The sequence below is a fragment of the Phycicoccus sp. genome (assembly GCF_035325325.1).
Taxonomy (GTDB): domain Bacteria; phylum Actinomycetota; class Actinomycetes; order Actinomycetales; family Dermatophilaceae; genus Phycicoccus.
Genome location: NZ_DAOLAC010000006.1, coordinates 32243 through 45822, shown reverse-complemented (window position 1 = coordinate 45822; position 13580 = coordinate 32243). Strand labels below are relative to the sequence as shown.

Sequence of the window (13580 nt, the reverse complement as noted above, 5' to 3'; positions counted from 1 at the left end):
ATGCGGCATCCCGCAGGTCTCCCGGCAATGTACTACTGGATCCGCCATTTCGGCCATCCAGGCACCGCGGGACTCCCGGCCCGTCCCACCCCGCCCCGGCCGGGGCCTCGCCGCCGGTGGCTACGGTGGTGCCATGACCGACCCCACCTCGCTGCCCAACTTCCCGCCGCCCCCGGACGAGCACCCGCTGCGGGGCCGGGTCCTCGACGTCCTCGTCGACCTCGGGCTCGGGCCGAACATCGACGGCGACGGCGACGTCGCCTTCACCGTCAACGACCAGCAGCTCTTCGTCCGCTGCACCGAGGGCGACGTCGAGATCATGCGGCTGTTCGGGCAGTGGCAGATCCAGGACGAGCTCGTCGCCGACCGGCTCAAGCTGCACGAGACGTGCAACGAGATCAACCTGCACATGAACCACGTGAAGACGGGCATCGCGGGCACGACGCTCGTCGTCACCGGCGAGCACGTCGTCACCGCGGGCGCCGACCTCTCGGTCCTCACCCAGGTCTCCATCCAGGTCGTCCTCTCCGCCGTGCACCTCTGGCACCAGCGGATGCTCGGCATCGACCCGGAGACCGGCCAGCCGCTGGAGGACGGGCAGTGACCGACCTCGTCCGCCTCGAGGTCGAGGGCGGCATCGGCACGATCCGGATCGACCGCCCGCCGATGAACGCGCTCAACGCCGAGATCCAGCACGGGCTCGTCGCGGCCTGCCGCGAGGCGGCCGAGCGGCGCGACGTCGCGGCCGTCGTCGTCCACGGCGGCGAGAAGGTGTTCGCCGCGGGCGCCGACATCAAGGAGATGGAGACGATGTCGTACACCGACATGGTCGACCACTCCGCGCTGCTCCAGGACTTCACGAAGGCGCTCGCCGGCCTGCCCAAGCCGACCGTCGCCGCGATCACCGGCTACGCGCTCGGGGGCGGCTGCGAGGTCGCGCTGGCCTGCGACTGGCGGGTCGTCGCCGACGACGCGAAGCTCGGCCAGCCCGAGATCAACCTCGGCATCATCCCCGGCGCCGGCGGCCCCCAGCGCCTCGCCCGCCTCGTCGGTCCGGCCCGGGCCAAGGACCTCGTCCTCTCCGGCCGGTTCGTCGACGCCGAGGAGGCCCTGGCCATCGGTCTCGCCGACCGGGTCGTCCCCGCGGCCGAGGTGTACGAGACCGCCCGCGCGCTCGTCGCCCGGTACGTCGGCGGCCCGGCCTACGCCCTGCGCGCGGCGAAGGAGGCCATCGACCGGGGCCTGGAGGTCGACCTCGAGACGGGCCTGGAGATCGAGCGCACCCTCTTCGCCGGGCTCTTCGCGACGCAGGACCGCGCCACCGGCATGCGTCACTTCGTCGAGAAGGGCAAGGGCCCGGCGCCGTTCGAGGGCGCCTGAGCGTGGTCCCGGACGCCCGGCCTCAGCCGTCCGTGCCCGCGTGCCGCCCGCCGTGCCGGGCCCGCAGGTCGGCCCGCTTGGCCACGACGGTCGCGGCGTGCTCCGGGCGCGCCATGAGCTCGAGGTCCTGCAGGAGCGCGTCGATGCGGGCGGGCACCTGGAGGCCGTCCGCGCCGTAGTGCGCCACCTCGTCGAGGGCGAGGTCGAGCATCCCGGCGAAGGTCGGGGGGCGGTCGAGGACGCGGACCGTGCCCCGGCCGTCGACGAGGTATGCCGACCGGTCCGGGCGCAGGGCGGCGACCCGCAGGACGCGGTGCAGCTCGTCGAGCACCTGCACGGCCGTCGTCGGGTCGTTGACCCCGGGGGACAGTGCCCGCTCGGCGATGTCGACGAGCTGCCGCAGCCCGAACTCGGGGTCCTGCTGGAGCGTGCGTTCGCGACCGAGGCCGACGGCGTCGCGGACCGCCTCGGCGACGTCGTCGCCGGCGTGCGCGCCGTGGACGATCGCGAGCGGCTGGCCGCGGTGACGGACCTCGCCGGCGCGGGTCAGCAGCTCGACGACCACCCCGGCCCGTTCGGCACACTCGACGAGACCGGTGTAGTGGACGCGCTGGACGACCCCGTGCCGCTCGCCGGTCGTCACGGTGAGCGTCGGCCCGGGCTGCTGCGCCCACGACGGCGGCACCGCGGAGGTGTCGTCCCACTCGGCCGCCGAGCCGCGCTCGAGGGAGCGGACGGTGTGCGCGGCGATCCGGTCGATGACCTGGTCGACCCGGATCGAGTCGGTGATGTGGTGGATGAAGGCGAGGAAGAGGGCGACGCTCGCGAGGACGAGACCGAAGGCCGCCGTCACCGACAGCTGGGGGACGAAGGGGCTGCCTCCGGCCCGCACGTCGCGCAGCACCATGAGCGCGAAGACGAACGAGGAGATGAAGACCCCGAGGGTGACCTGCACGACGCGGCTGCCGAGGAACCCGGAGAGCAGGCGCGGGGTGAACTGGCTGCTCGCCAGCTGCATGACGACCATCGTGATCGAGAACACCAGCCCGGTCACCGAGATCATCGCGCTGGCGATCGTGCCGAGGAGGCTGCGCGCGGAGTCGGCGTTCCCCCCGAAGAGGTAGTCGACGTCGCCGAGGAGGTGCTCGTCGACGAGGGGGAGCAGGACACCGGCCAGCACCGAGAGCGCCACGACGACGGCCGGCAGCACCCAGAACGGGCGCCAGAGGGCCTCCCACCAGCCGACCGTCTCGGGGTCGCCCAACGGCCCGACGGTGCGCCGCACCGATCCCGGTCCGACCGCGTCCTCGCTGCTCACGGGTCCGATCCTGACAGACCCGTGCCGCGTCACCGCGGTGTTCCCCTCGGGCGGGGTGGTGACCGTCACGCCGCCTCGGTGGTGAACGAGCGCTCACCGGCTGAGAGGATGGTCGGCACGTGCGCCGGGCACCCCCGTGCGCGTGACCACCCAAGCGACAGGAAGAGGACGAGGGACGGATGAACATCGTCGTCTGCGTCAAGTACGTCCCGGACGCGCAGTCCGAGCGGACGTTCCAGGAGTCCGACAACACCGTCGACCGGGCGGCCGCCGACGGCCTGCTCTCCGAGCTCGACGAGTACGCCGTCGAGGAGGCCCTCAAGATCGTCGAGGCCGCCGGCGAGGGCGAGGTCACCGTCGTCACGGTCGGTCCCGAGGCCGCCGCGGACGCCATCAAGAAGGCCCTCCAGATGGGCGCCGATAAGGCCGTCCACGTCCAGGACGACGCCATCCACGGCTCGGACGCCGTCGGCACCTCGCTCGTCCTCGCCAAGGCCGTCGAGAAGGTCACCGACGGCAGCCCGGAGCTCGTCCTCACCGGGATGTCCTCGACCGACGGCGTCATGGGGGTCGTCCCGGCGATGCTCGCCGAGCGGCTCGGCCTCCCGCAGGTCACCTACGCCTCCGAGCTCACCGTCGGCGACGGCAGCGTGACCATCCGCCGCGACGGCGACACCGCCTCCGAGACCATCGAGGCGTCCCTGCCGGCGCTCGTCTCGGTCACCGACCAGATCAACGAGCCGCGCTACCCCTCGTTCAAGGGGATCATGGCCGCCAAGAAGAAGCCGGTCGAGACGTGGTCGCTCGCCGACCTCGGTGTCGACGCGTCGGACGTGGGCCTCGAGGCCGCCTGGACCTCGGTCGTCGCGTTCGCCAAGCGTCCGCCGCGCGAGCAGGGCCAGATCGTCACCGACGAGGGAGACGGCGGCACGAAGCTCGCCGAGTTCCTCAGCGCCCAGAAGTTCCTCTGACCGCGGCCGCCCCAGCAGACCAGGAGCACACACACCATGGCTGAAGTCCTCGTCCTCGCCGACCACGCCGGTGGTCGCCTGCGCAAGGCGACCGCCGAGCTGCTGACCCTCGCCCGCCGTCTCGGCGAGCCGTCCGCGGTGCACGTGGGTCCCGGCGCCGCGACCGCCCAGAAGACCTACGCGAAGTACGGCGCGCACAAGGTGTACGTCGTCGACGACGCCGACGCCGCGTCCTACCTCGTCGCGCCGCAGGCGGAGATCCTCGCGGCGATCATCGAGAAGGTCTCTCCCGCAGCGGTGCTCATCCCGAGCAATGCCGCGGGCAAGGAGATCGCCGCGCGCCTCGCCATCAAGACCGGCTCCGGGATGATCACCGACGCCGTCGACGTCCGCGCCGGCGACGACGGCACCCCCGAGACCACGCAGTCGGTGTTCGCCGGCTCGTACACGGTGACGGCGAAGGTGACGACGGGCACCCCGATCATCTGCGTCAAGCCGAACTCGGCCTCCATCGAGGCGGCCCCGGAGGACGCCGCGCTCGAGCCCGTCGAGGTGAGCGTCAGCGAGGCCGCGAAGGCCGCCCGGATCACCGACTCCCAGCCGAAGAAGGCCACCGGCCGCCCCGAGCTCACCGAGGCCGCGATCGTCGTCTCCGGCGGCCGCGGCACCGGCGGCGACTTCGGTCCGGTCGAGGAGTTCGCCGACTCGCTCGGCGCCGCCGTCGGCGCGAGCCGCGCGGCGGTCGACGCCGGCTGGTACCCGCACAGCAACCAGGTCGGCCAGACCGGCAAGCAGGTCTCGCCGCAGCTCTACGTCGCGGCCGGCATCTCCGGCGCGATCCAGCACCGGGCCGGCATGCAGACCTCGAAGACCATCGTCGCCGTCAACAAGGACGAGGAGGCGCCGATCTTCGAGCTCGTCGACTTCGGCGTCGTCGGCGACCTCTTCTCGGTCCTGCCGCAGGCGACGTCCGAGGTCAGGAAGCGCAAGGGCTGACGGCGGGGCGGTACGGTCGGCCGATGGGGCAATCGCCACGGCTGCTGCACACCGTCCTCGACACCACCGACGTCCGGGGCAGCGCCGAGTTCTGGCGCGAGCTGCTCGGCCTCGTCTACCGTCCGGGCGACGAGCCGCCGGCCGACGGCGAGCCCGACGACGCCGACTGGCTGGTCCTCACCGAGGCCGACGGCACGCGGCGGCTCGCCTTCCAGGAGGTCGAGGAGCTGACCCCGACGACGTGGCCGGACCACGAGGTGCCGATGCAGCTGCACCTCGACCTCCTCGTCGACGACCGCGACGACCTCGAGCGGCAGCGGTCCCGGGCCGAGGCGCTCGGGGCCCGGCTGCTGCTCGACCGCACCGACGACCCCGACGAACCGCTCTACGTCCTCGCCGACCCCTCGGGTCATCCGTTCTGCCTCTTCCCGGGCTGACGCCGGGCGCCGGTCGGACCCGGTGCGAAACGTAGACTCGACCCTCGTGACGCATTACCTCGACCACGCGGCGACCACGCCGATGCTCCCCGCCGCAGTCGAGGCGTTCGTCGAGTCGGCCGGCCGGGTCGGCAACGCCTCCTCGCTGCACACCGCCGGCCGCGCGGCCCGCAAGACGGTCGAGGAGTCCCGCGAGCGGATCGCCGCGGCGCTCGGCTGCCGGCCCTCCGAGGTCGTCTTCACCTCCGGCGGCACCGAGTCCGACAACCTCGCGGTCAAGGGCACCTGGGCCGCCCGCCGCGACGCCGACCCCCGGCGAACCCGGGTCGTCACGAGCGCCATCGAGCACCACGCCGTCCTCGACCCCGTCGAGTTCCTCGTCGAGCACCGGGGCGCCACCGTCTCGTGGCTGGAGCCCGACCGGTGCGGCCACCTCGCCGTCGACGACCTGCGCGCGGTCCTCGCCGAGCACGCGGACGACGCCGCGGTCGTCTCGGTCATGTGGGCCAACAACGAGGTCGGCACCGTCCAGGCGGTCGCCGAGCTCGCCGCCGTGGCCCGCGAGCACGGGGTGCCCTTCCACACCGACGCGGTCCAGGCCGTCGCGCACCTCCCCGTGCGCTTCGAGGAGTCCGGCGCCGACCTCATGACGGTGACGGCGCACAAGCTCGGCGGGCCGCTCGGGGTCGGCGCGCTCGTCGCCCGCCGGGACGCCGTCCTCGTGCCCCAGCTGCACGGCGGTGGCCAGGAGCGGCAGGTGCGCAGCGGCACCCTCGACGTGCCGGCGATCCACGCGTTCGCCGTCGCGCTCGAGGAGACGGTCGGCACGCGGGACGTCGAGGCCAAGCGGGTCCTCGGGCTGCGCGACCGGCTCGTCGAGGGGGCCCTCGGCCTCGACCTCGGCATCACGGTCAGCGGGTGCTGGCGTCCCGGCGACGGTACCGGGCGGCTGCCCGGCAACGCCCACCTGCTCGTCCCCGGGTGCGAGGGCGACTCGCTCCTCTACCTCCTCGACGCCGCCGGCGTCGAGTGCAGCACGGGCTCGGCCTGCCAGGCCGGGGTGCCGCAGCCGAGCCACGTCCTGCTGGCCATGGGATACCCCGAGGCCGACGCCCGTGGTGCGCTGCGCCTCTCGCTGGGCCACACCTCGACCGACGCCGACGTCGACGCCTTCCTCGCCGCCCTGCCCGGGGTCGTCGAGCGCGCCCGGAGGGCCGGGGGGCTCCTCTGATGCGCGTCGTCGCCGCGATGTCCGGTGGGGTCGACTCCGCGGTCGCGGCGGCCCGGATGCTCGACGCCGGGCACGAGGTCGTCGGCGTCCACCTCGCGCTCTCGCGCAGCGCCGCGACCCTGCGCGAGTCGGCCCGCGGGTGCTGCACGATCGAGGACGCCGGCGACGCGCGCCGCGTCGCCGACCGGCTCGGCATCCCGTTCTACGTGTGGGACCTCGCCGCCCGCTTCGAGCGCGACGTCGTCGAGGACTTCGTCGCCGAGTACGCGGCCGGCCGCACCCCGAACCCGTGCCTGCGCTGCAACGAGAAGATCAAGTTCGCCGGGCTGCTCGACAAGGCGGTCGCGCTCGGCTTCGACGCGGTCGCCACCGGGCACTACGCACGAGTCGTCGAGGGGGCCACCGGGCGCGAGCTGCACCGAGCGGCCGACGTCGCGAAGGACCAGTCCTACGTCCTCGGCGTGCTCGACGCCGACCAGCTGGCCCGGGCCTTCTTCCCGCTCGGCGACCTCACCAAGCCGCAGGTCCGCGAGGAGGCGGCCGCCCGCGGCTTCTCGGTCGCGCGGAAGCCGGACAGCCACGACATCTGCTTCGTCCCGGACGGCGACACCCGGGCCTGGCTGTCCCGACGGCTCGGCGAGCGCCCCGGCGAGCTCGTCGACGCGATCTCCGGCGAGGTGGTCGGCGAGCACGCCGGCGCCCACGGCTTCACGGTCGGGCAGAGGCGCGGGCTCGGCATCGACCGCTCGCGCCTGGACGGCGAGCCGCGCTACGTCGTCGAGGTCGACGCGCCCCGCAACCGCGTGCTCGTCGGCACCTCCGACCTGCTCGGGGTCGACGTGGTCGACGGCGCGCACCTGCGCTGGTGCGGACCGGCCCCGGAGGGCGAGGTCGCGGTCGGAGCCCAGGTGCGCGCCCACGGGGCCGAGGTGGGCGCCCGCGCCCTGGTCGACGGTGACGCGGTCCGGGTGCGACTGGCCGAGCGGGTGCGTGGGGTCGCTCCGGGGCAGTCGGTGGTCCTCTACGACGGCACCCGCGTCGTCGGCTCGGCGACCATCACGGCCACCTCCCGTGCCGCCTGACCCCGACGGGCCCGACCCGCGGGGGCGGCTGGTCGCCGACCGCGCGGCCCTGCTCGACCGGCTCGCGGGGATGGAGGACGACATGGCCCGGCTCGTCGCGGCGTCGGTGGACTCCAACGCCGACGACGAGCACGACCCCGAGGGCCAGACCATCGCGTACGAGCGCTCGCAGCTCGCGGCGCTCACCGCGGGGCTGCGGGCGCACCTCGGCGAGCTCGACGCCGCGCTGGTCCGGGTCGAGGAGGGGCGCTACGGCCTCTGCACGGTGTGCGGCGAGCCGATCCCCGACGGCCGGCTCGAGGCGCGGCCGACCGCCCGCACCTGTGTGCGGCACGCCGGGTGACGGGTCACCCGCTACGCCGGCGGCCGCCGAGGATCGCCAGGGCGAGGCCCGCGAAGGAGACGAGCGGCCCCACGACGGCCCAGAAGGTGACCCCGGTCATCGGGCTGCCACCGACGTAGCCGAGGCCCTGGAGCATCCACAGGAGGCCGAGGAGGACGAGGACGACACCGATGACCACGGAGACCGGACGGCTCATGCTCGAAGGCTAGCCGTGGGGTGAGCCGGGACAAGGAATAGTTGAACTGTCAACTACTGTTGGACGGGGCGAGCCTCCACCCGGAGGATGACCACGAGGAGCGTGAGTGACATGCCGGCCGTGACCGTCGAGAACATCCTGACCCTGCCGAGGGTCTCCGAGCCCGTCGCGACGGCGGTCTCCCGCCCCGTGCGCTCGGTGACGACCGCACCCCAGGGCTACGAGGGGGAGGGCTTCCCGGTGCGCCGCGCGTTCGCCGGCGTCGACCTCGCCGCCCTCGACCCGTTCATCCACATGGACCAGATGGGCGAGGTCGAGTACGCGCCGGGCGAGCCGAAGGGCACCGCGTGGCACCCGCACCGCGGCTTCGAGACCGTCACCTACATCATCGACGGCACCTTCGTGCACCGCGACAGCAACGGTGGCGGTGGCGTCATTACCAACGGCGACACGCAGTGGATGACGGCGGGCTCCGGCCTGCTGCACATCGAGGTGCCGCCGGAGGAGCTGGTCGTCAGCGGCGGTCTCTTCCACGGCCTCCAGCTGTGGGTCAACCTGCCGAAGGCGCAGAAGATGTCGCCCCCGCGCTACCAGGACATCCGCGGCGGCGACGTCGCCCTGCTCTCGAGCCCGGACGGCGGGGCGCTGGTGCGCGTCATCGCCGGCGAGCTCGACGGCCACCAGGGGCCGGGCATCACGCACACCCCGATCGTCGCGCTGCACGTCACCGTGGCGCCGGGGGCGCGGGTGCGGCTCCCGTGGAACCCGGAGTACAACGCGCTCGTGTACGCGCTGGGCGGCAAGGGCTCGGTCGGTCCCGACCGTCGTCCGCTGCGGATGGGCCAGCTCGCGGTGCTCGGCGGCGGTGACGTCGTCGAGGTGGGTGCCGACGAGAGCCAGGAGTCGCGCAGCCCGAGCCTCGACCTGTACATCCTCGGCGGCCGCCCGATCCGCGAGCCCGTCGCGGCCTACGGCCCGTTCGTCATGAACACCCGCGCCGAGCTGGTGCAGGCGTTCGAGGACTTCCAGGCGGGCCGGCTCGGCACCATCCCGACCGAGCCGCACCCTGGCCACGACGTCCTCTGACCCCGACCACGCCGCCCCCGCCACCGGCCAGGTGGCGGGGGCGGCGTCGTCAGCGGCCGCGGTTGCGCGGGTGCTGCCGGGCCTGCCGCTCGTTGCCCCGGCGGTAGTCGCCGGTGACCCGGGTCATGAGCTCCTGGGGGTCCGTGCGCTCGACGTCGTCGAGGAAGTCGCGCGCCCGCGTGCCGCGGAGCACGGTGGCCACCCGCCCGCCGTGGGAGATGACGACCTCCTCGCCGCGGCGGCGGTACGCGAAGCCCTCGGGTGCCGGCACGTCGGCCAGCCTATGGTGACCGGCTCACCCTTCGTCGGAGGCCGCCACCTCGCCGTGCCGGGCCAGGGCCACAGCGCCCGCGAGCGCGAGCGTGACGCAGTGATGTGGACGGGTCGTCCACCGTCGGTGGGAGGCGCGATGATGACCCCGTGACCCTCGCCCTACGCCCCTCCTGCGAGTGCTGTGACCTCGACCTGCCCGCGGATGCCGTCGGCGCCGTGATCTGCTCCTTCGAGTGCACCTTCTGTACCGGCTGCGCGGAGCACCTCGGCCGCGTGTGCCCGAACTGCGGAGGGGAGTTCATGCCGCGGCCCACGCGGGTCGGCGATGCGCTGCGGCGCGCACCGGCCTCCACCGAGCGGGTCGTCCGCGACGAGCCCTGCCCCGGCCGCGGGTACGGCGGGGGCGCGGCACCGGCCACCGAGCGGCTGACCCGCAAACCGGAACGGGCCACGGCCGACCGCGCCGCCCTCGACGCCCTCCTCGACGAGGTGCTGGCCGGGACGCTCTCGACGGTCGTCGACGGCCGGCCGTGGGTGGTCCCGATGCTCTTCGCCCGCGACGGCGACCGCATCCTCCTCCACGGCTCGACAGGTGCCGGCGCCCTCCGCCAGGTCGCGGCGGGCGCCCCCGCGGCGCTCACCGTCGTCTCGGTCGACGGGCTGGTCGTCGCGCACACGACCTTCGAGTCCTCGGCGAACTACCGCTCGGCGGTCGTCCACGGCGAGCTGGTCACCCTCGGCGACGCCGACCGCGAGCGCGCCCTCGAGGTGCTCTCCGAGCGGCTGCTGCCCGGACGGACCACCGAGGTGCGGCCGATGACGCGACGCGAGCAGGTCGCGACCCTCGCGATGGCCCTGCCGATCACCGACGGGCGGTGGGTCCTCAAGGCCCGCTCCGGCGGCCCGGGCGACCCCGACGAGGAGACGACCGCGTGGACCGGCGTCGTCCCCCTGCGCACGGTCGCCGGCGACCCGGAGCCGTCCCCCCACGCCCTGTCGACCGCGGCCGAGGTGCCGGCCTCCGTCCGCGGTCTCGTCACGCGGTGGGGCCGGTGAGTGCCGCGGCGGAGCCGGTCGGGGTGCGCGCGACCGGGATCGGGTCGTGGCCGGGCACCTCCGCCGGTGAGGCGGTGCGGACCGTCCGCGACCTGCTCCTCGACGGCGGCGGTGACGGCCTCGGGCTCCCGTTCCTCCCGGAGACCCCGGGGCGGGGGCCCGGCGCCGACCTGGTCGGGCGGGCCGCGGGGATCCTCGTCGACCTGCCCGTCGACCTCCAGCCGAGCGGGTGGCGCCTCGTCGACCGCCCGGGCCGGGACGCCGGGCGCACCGCGGCGCTGCTGCGCGAGGACCTCGACGAGCTCGCCGAGGCCTACGACGGGTACGCCGGTCCGCTCAAGGTCCAGGTCTGCGGGCCGTGGACCCTCGCCGCCACCCTCGAGCTCACCCGCGGCGAGCGGGTCGTCACCGACCCCGGGGCCGCCGCCGACCTCGTCGCCTCGCTCGCCGAGGGGATCCGCGCCCACGTCGCCGACGTGCGCCGCCTCGTGCCCGGCGCCGACGTCGTGCTCCAGCTCGACGAGCCGTCCCTGAGCGCCGTCCTCGAGGGAGCGCTGCCGACCGCCTCCGGGTACGGCCGGGTCCGGGCCGTCGACCGGCAGGTGGTCGCCGATGGGTTGCGCGACGTCCTCGCGGCGCACGACGGGCCGACCGTCCTCCACTCCTGCCACCCGCGGGCCCCCATCCCGCTGCTGCGCTCCGTGGGCGCCGGCGCGCTCGCGCTCGACCTCACGGCTGCCTCGCCGGCCCGCTGGGAGTCGGTCGCCGCGAGCGCCGAGGCGGGGGTCGGCCTGTACGCCGGGGTGCTCGCGACCGACGGCTCGACGACCGGCGCCGCGGCCGCCCGGACCCTCCTCGACGGCCTGGAGCGGGCCGGGCTCGACCCCGCCGCCGTCCCCGGCCTCGTCGTCACCCCCACCTGCGGCCTGGCCGGGCTCACACCGGAGGGGGCCCGCGACGTTCTCCGGACGGCGCTCGAGACCGCGCGCCGAGTCGCCGAGGAGACGGAGTCCTGATGGTCCAGCCGCGGGTGCCCTGGCAGGTCAAGTTCGTCGCGCTCGTCCTCATCTGGGGGTCGAGCTTCCTCCTCATGAAGGTCGGCCTCGAGTCCCTCGACCCGGTCCAGATCTCCGGGCTGCGCATCCTCGCCGGCGCGGTCGTCGTCACCGGACTCCTCCTCGCCGGCGGCGGGCGGCTGCCCACCGGGCGCCGGGTCTGGGGCCACCTCCTCGTCTGCGGCTTCCTCCTGGCCGCCCTGCCGTTCACGCTCTTCGCGCTGTCCGAGACCCGGATCACCTCGGCGCTCGCCGGCATCGGCAACGCCGCCACCCCCATCGCCACGGTGCTCGCGACCCTCGCCATCCTTCCCGGGGCCCGGGTCACCGGGCGGCGGCTCGTCGCGGTCGGCGTCGGCTTCGTCGGTGTGGTGACGATCATGCAGCCGTGGACCTCCGCCGAGGGCCCGGACCTCGTCGGGTTCGCGATGGCGCTCGGTGGCGGCGCGAGCTACGGGGTCGGCTGGACCTACAACCGCCGCTTCCTCGCCGGCGCCGACCTCGGCGGGCTGGCCATGCCGGCCGCCACGCTGCTCACCGGGCTCGGGCTCATGGTCCCGGTCTCGCTCGGGTGGGCGGCCACCCGGGCCGACGGTCTCGGCGCGCTCGTCGCCCACCGCGCCGCGGGCGACGTCCCCGGGTGGCTACCGCTCGCGTGCGTGCTCGCCCTCGGCGTCGTCGGGACCGGCTTCGCCTACGTCCTCCAGTTCGACGTCGTCCGCGGCGCCGGCCCGGTCGTCGGCTCGACGATCACCTACCTCATCCCGGTCGTCTCGGTGCTCCTCGGCGTCCTCGTCCTCGGGGAGCGGCTCGGCACCTGGCAGCTCGTCGGGTTCGCCGTCGTCCTCGCGGCGGCCTGGGTCGTCAACCGCAGCCCCCGCTCCCCAGAAGCCGTCGTCACCCGCGCCCGGGAGCGCGCCGCCCGGGTCTGAGCCGCCGGGGCCCTCGTGGGGGTGGAGCTCCTCGATGGCCCGAGCCGCCCGGCGCCACGACCGCTGCGCGAGCAGCCCGGCGACGACCGACATCAGTCCGAGCACGACGAGCCCGAGCGACGCCGGGCTCGGGCCCGCGCTCGGTCCGCCGGCCGTGCCCCACGGGGCCGCGACGAACACCCCGGTGACGAGCCCGAGCGCGCCGACGACGACGACCGCGTCCCAGGCGGCGGTGCGCCGGTGGTGGATCCGCCAGCCCGCGACCGCGAGCCACACGGTGAAGCCGACGCAGAGCAGCGCGACCGGGGTGAGCAGGAGGCGGACGAACCCCGGGGGGTCGCCGGGCGCCGGGTCGACGGTGATCCGGACGACCCAGCCGACCACGAGGCACAGCGAGACGCCCCACACGATGCACAGCCCGACGCCGGTGGCACGCCAGAGGTCGGCGGCCCGGACCTCCTCCTCGACCGGGCCGTGCTCGTCCCACTCGTCCGCCCGCACGCGCCCGAGTCCGTCCTTCGCGGCGCTCACTCCGCCGGGGCGTGGACCTCGCGCCGCAGGATCTTGCCGGTCGGCCCCTTCGGCAGCGCGTCGACGACCCAGACCCGGCGCGGGTACTTGTAGGCGGCGATCCGCTCCTTGGTGAACGCGATGATGTCCTCCGGGGTCGCGCTCGAGCCCTCGCGCAGCGCGACGGCGGCCCCGACCTGCTCGCCGAGGAGGTCGTCCGGCATCCCGACGACGGCGACCTCGAGGACGTCCGGGTGCTGGTAGACGACCTCCTCGACCTCCCGGGGGTACACGTTCATCCCGCCGCGCAGGATCATGTCCTTCTTGCGGTCGACGATCGTGAAGTAGCCCTCGGCGTCCATCGTCGCGAGGTCGCCGGTGCGGAACCAGCCGTCGGGGATGGCCTCCGCCGTCGCATCGGGCTTGTTCCAGTAGCCCTTCATGACGTTGTCGCCGCGGATCGCGATCTCGCCGACCTCGCCGACCGGCACCTCGTTCCCGTCGAGGTCGACGCAGCGCATCTCGCAGCCGGGGATGGCGATGCCGATCGTGCCGGGCTTGCGCTCCCTGTCGGGCATGTTGAAGCTCGCGACCGGGGAGGTCTCGGAGAGCCCGTAGCCCTCGAGGATGACGCAGCCGAACTTCTCCTCGAACGCCTTCATCACCTCGAGCGGCATCGCCGACCCGCCGCTGGCGCAGGTGCGCAGGCTGCTC

General features: G+C 74.4%; 16 protein-coding genes. 12 read left to right on the top strand and 4 right to left on the bottom strand.

Translation table 11 applies throughout. The features are described 5' to 3' along the window. Positions 1-133: 133 nt before the first annotated feature. Entirely contained in the window at positions 134-604 is a 471-nt protein-coding gene (locus PKA89_RS06235) for a YbjN domain-containing protein (RefSeq protein ID WP_324417663.1), read from the top strand. Continuing rightward, positions 601-1380, top strand: coding sequence for an enoyl-CoA hydratase-related protein (locus PKA89_RS06230; RefSeq protein WP_324417661.1), 780 nt, complete (start codon positions 601-603; stop codon positions 1378-1380). Before PKA89_RS06235 ends, PKA89_RS06230 begins: the two co-directional genes overlap by 4 nt. 22 nt (positions 1381-1402) lie before the next feature. Here the strand turns inward: PKA89_RS06230 and PKA89_RS06225 are convergent, their stop codons facing one another. Then, complete coding sequence (locus PKA89_RS06225) at positions 1403-2698, bottom strand: DUF2254 domain-containing protein (protein WP_324417659.1); 1296 nt, start codon at positions 2696-2698, stop codon at positions 1403-1405. 179 nt (positions 2699-2877) lie between these two features. Here PKA89_RS06225 and PKA89_RS06220 point away from each other — a divergent pair, with 179 nt between their 5' ends. The 6 genes from PKA89_RS06220 to PKA89_RS06195 are packed head-to-tail and all read left to right on the top strand — an operon-like array spanning position 2878 to position 7758. Then, on the top strand, positions 2878-3669 hold the full coding sequence (locus tag PKA89_RS06220; protein ID WP_324417657.1) for an electron transfer flavoprotein subunit beta/FixA family protein: 792 nt from the start codon (positions 2878-2880) through the stop codon (positions 3667-3669). Between the two features lie 36 nt (positions 3670-3705). Continuing rightward, a complete protein-coding gene (locus PKA89_RS06215) occupies positions 3706-4665 on the top strand; it encodes an electron transfer flavoprotein subunit alpha/FixB family protein (protein ID WP_324417655.1) in 960 nt (319 codons plus the stop codon). A 23-nt stretch (positions 4666-4688) separates the two neighbouring features. Beyond that, on the top strand, positions 4689-5102 hold the full coding sequence (locus PKA89_RS06210) for a VOC family protein (protein ID WP_324417653.1): 414 nt from the start codon (positions 4689-4691) through the stop codon (positions 5100-5102). A gap of 46 nt (positions 5103-5148) precedes the next feature. Further along, entirely contained in the window at positions 5149-6333 is a 1185-nt protein-coding gene (locus PKA89_RS06205) for a cysteine desulfurase family protein (protein ID WP_324417651.1), read from the top strand. Further along, positions 6333-7415: a tRNA 2-thiouridine(34) synthase MnmA gene (gene mnmA, locus PKA89_RS06200; protein ID WP_324417649.1), complete on the top strand. Its 1083-nt coding sequence runs from the start codon at positions 6333-6335 to the stop codon at positions 7413-7415. Before PKA89_RS06205 ends, mnmA begins: the two co-directional genes overlap by 1 nt. After that, complete coding sequence (locus PKA89_RS06195) at positions 7405-7758, top strand: TraR/DksA C4-type zinc finger protein (protein ID WP_324417647.1); 354 nt, start codon at positions 7405-7407, stop codon at positions 7756-7758. The genes mnmA and PKA89_RS06195 overlap by 11 nt, the downstream gene beginning before the upstream one ends. A gap of 4 nt (positions 7759-7762) precedes the next feature. Here the strand turns inward: PKA89_RS06195 and PKA89_RS06190 are convergent, their stop codons facing one another. Next, positions 7763-7954, bottom strand: coding sequence for a hypothetical protein (locus PKA89_RS06190; RefSeq protein ID WP_324417645.1), 192 nt, complete (start codon positions 7952-7954; stop codon positions 7763-7765). 111 nt (positions 7955-8065) lie between these two features. Here PKA89_RS06190 and PKA89_RS06185 point away from each other — a divergent pair, with 111 nt between their 5' ends. Then, positions 8066-9040: a pirin family protein gene (locus PKA89_RS06185; RefSeq protein ID WP_324417643.1), complete on the top strand. Its 975-nt coding sequence runs from the start codon at positions 8066-8068 to the stop codon at positions 9038-9040. 49 nt (positions 9041-9089) lie between these two features. Here the strand turns inward: PKA89_RS06185 and PKA89_RS06180 are convergent, their stop codons facing one another. Then, on the bottom strand, positions 9090-9311 hold the full coding sequence (locus PKA89_RS06180; protein WP_324417641.1) for a hypothetical protein: 222 nt from the start codon (positions 9309-9311) through the stop codon (positions 9090-9092). Between the two features lie 149 nt (positions 9312-9460). On the opposite strand from PKA89_RS06180, the gene PKA89_RS06175 reads away from it, so the two are divergent. From PKA89_RS06175 to PKA89_RS06165, 3 genes are read left to right on the top strand one after another with little or no spacing between them, the layout of a single operon-like run. Continuing rightward, positions 9461-10369 (top strand): DUF1272 domain-containing protein, encoded by a 909-nt coding sequence (locus tag PKA89_RS06175; RefSeq protein ID WP_324417639.1) that lies wholly within the window; start codon positions 9461-9463, stop codon positions 10367-10369. Beyond that, positions 10366-11385: a methionine synthase gene (locus PKA89_RS06170; RefSeq protein WP_324417637.1), complete on the top strand. Its 1020-nt coding sequence runs from the start codon at positions 10366-10368 to the stop codon at positions 11383-11385. The genes PKA89_RS06175 and PKA89_RS06170 overlap by 4 nt, the downstream gene beginning before the upstream one ends. Beyond that, entirely contained in the window at positions 11385-12356 is a 972-nt protein-coding gene (locus PKA89_RS06165; protein WP_324417635.1) for a DMT family transporter, read from the top strand. The genes PKA89_RS06170 and PKA89_RS06165 overlap by 1 nt, the downstream gene beginning before the upstream one ends. 527 nt (positions 12357-12883) lie before the next feature. Here PKA89_RS06165 and PKA89_RS06160 read toward each other — a convergent pair. Further along, positions 12884-13580 (bottom strand): AMP-binding protein (locus PKA89_RS06160; protein ID WP_324417633.1); only part of this gene is annotated, 697 nt, incomplete at its 5' end.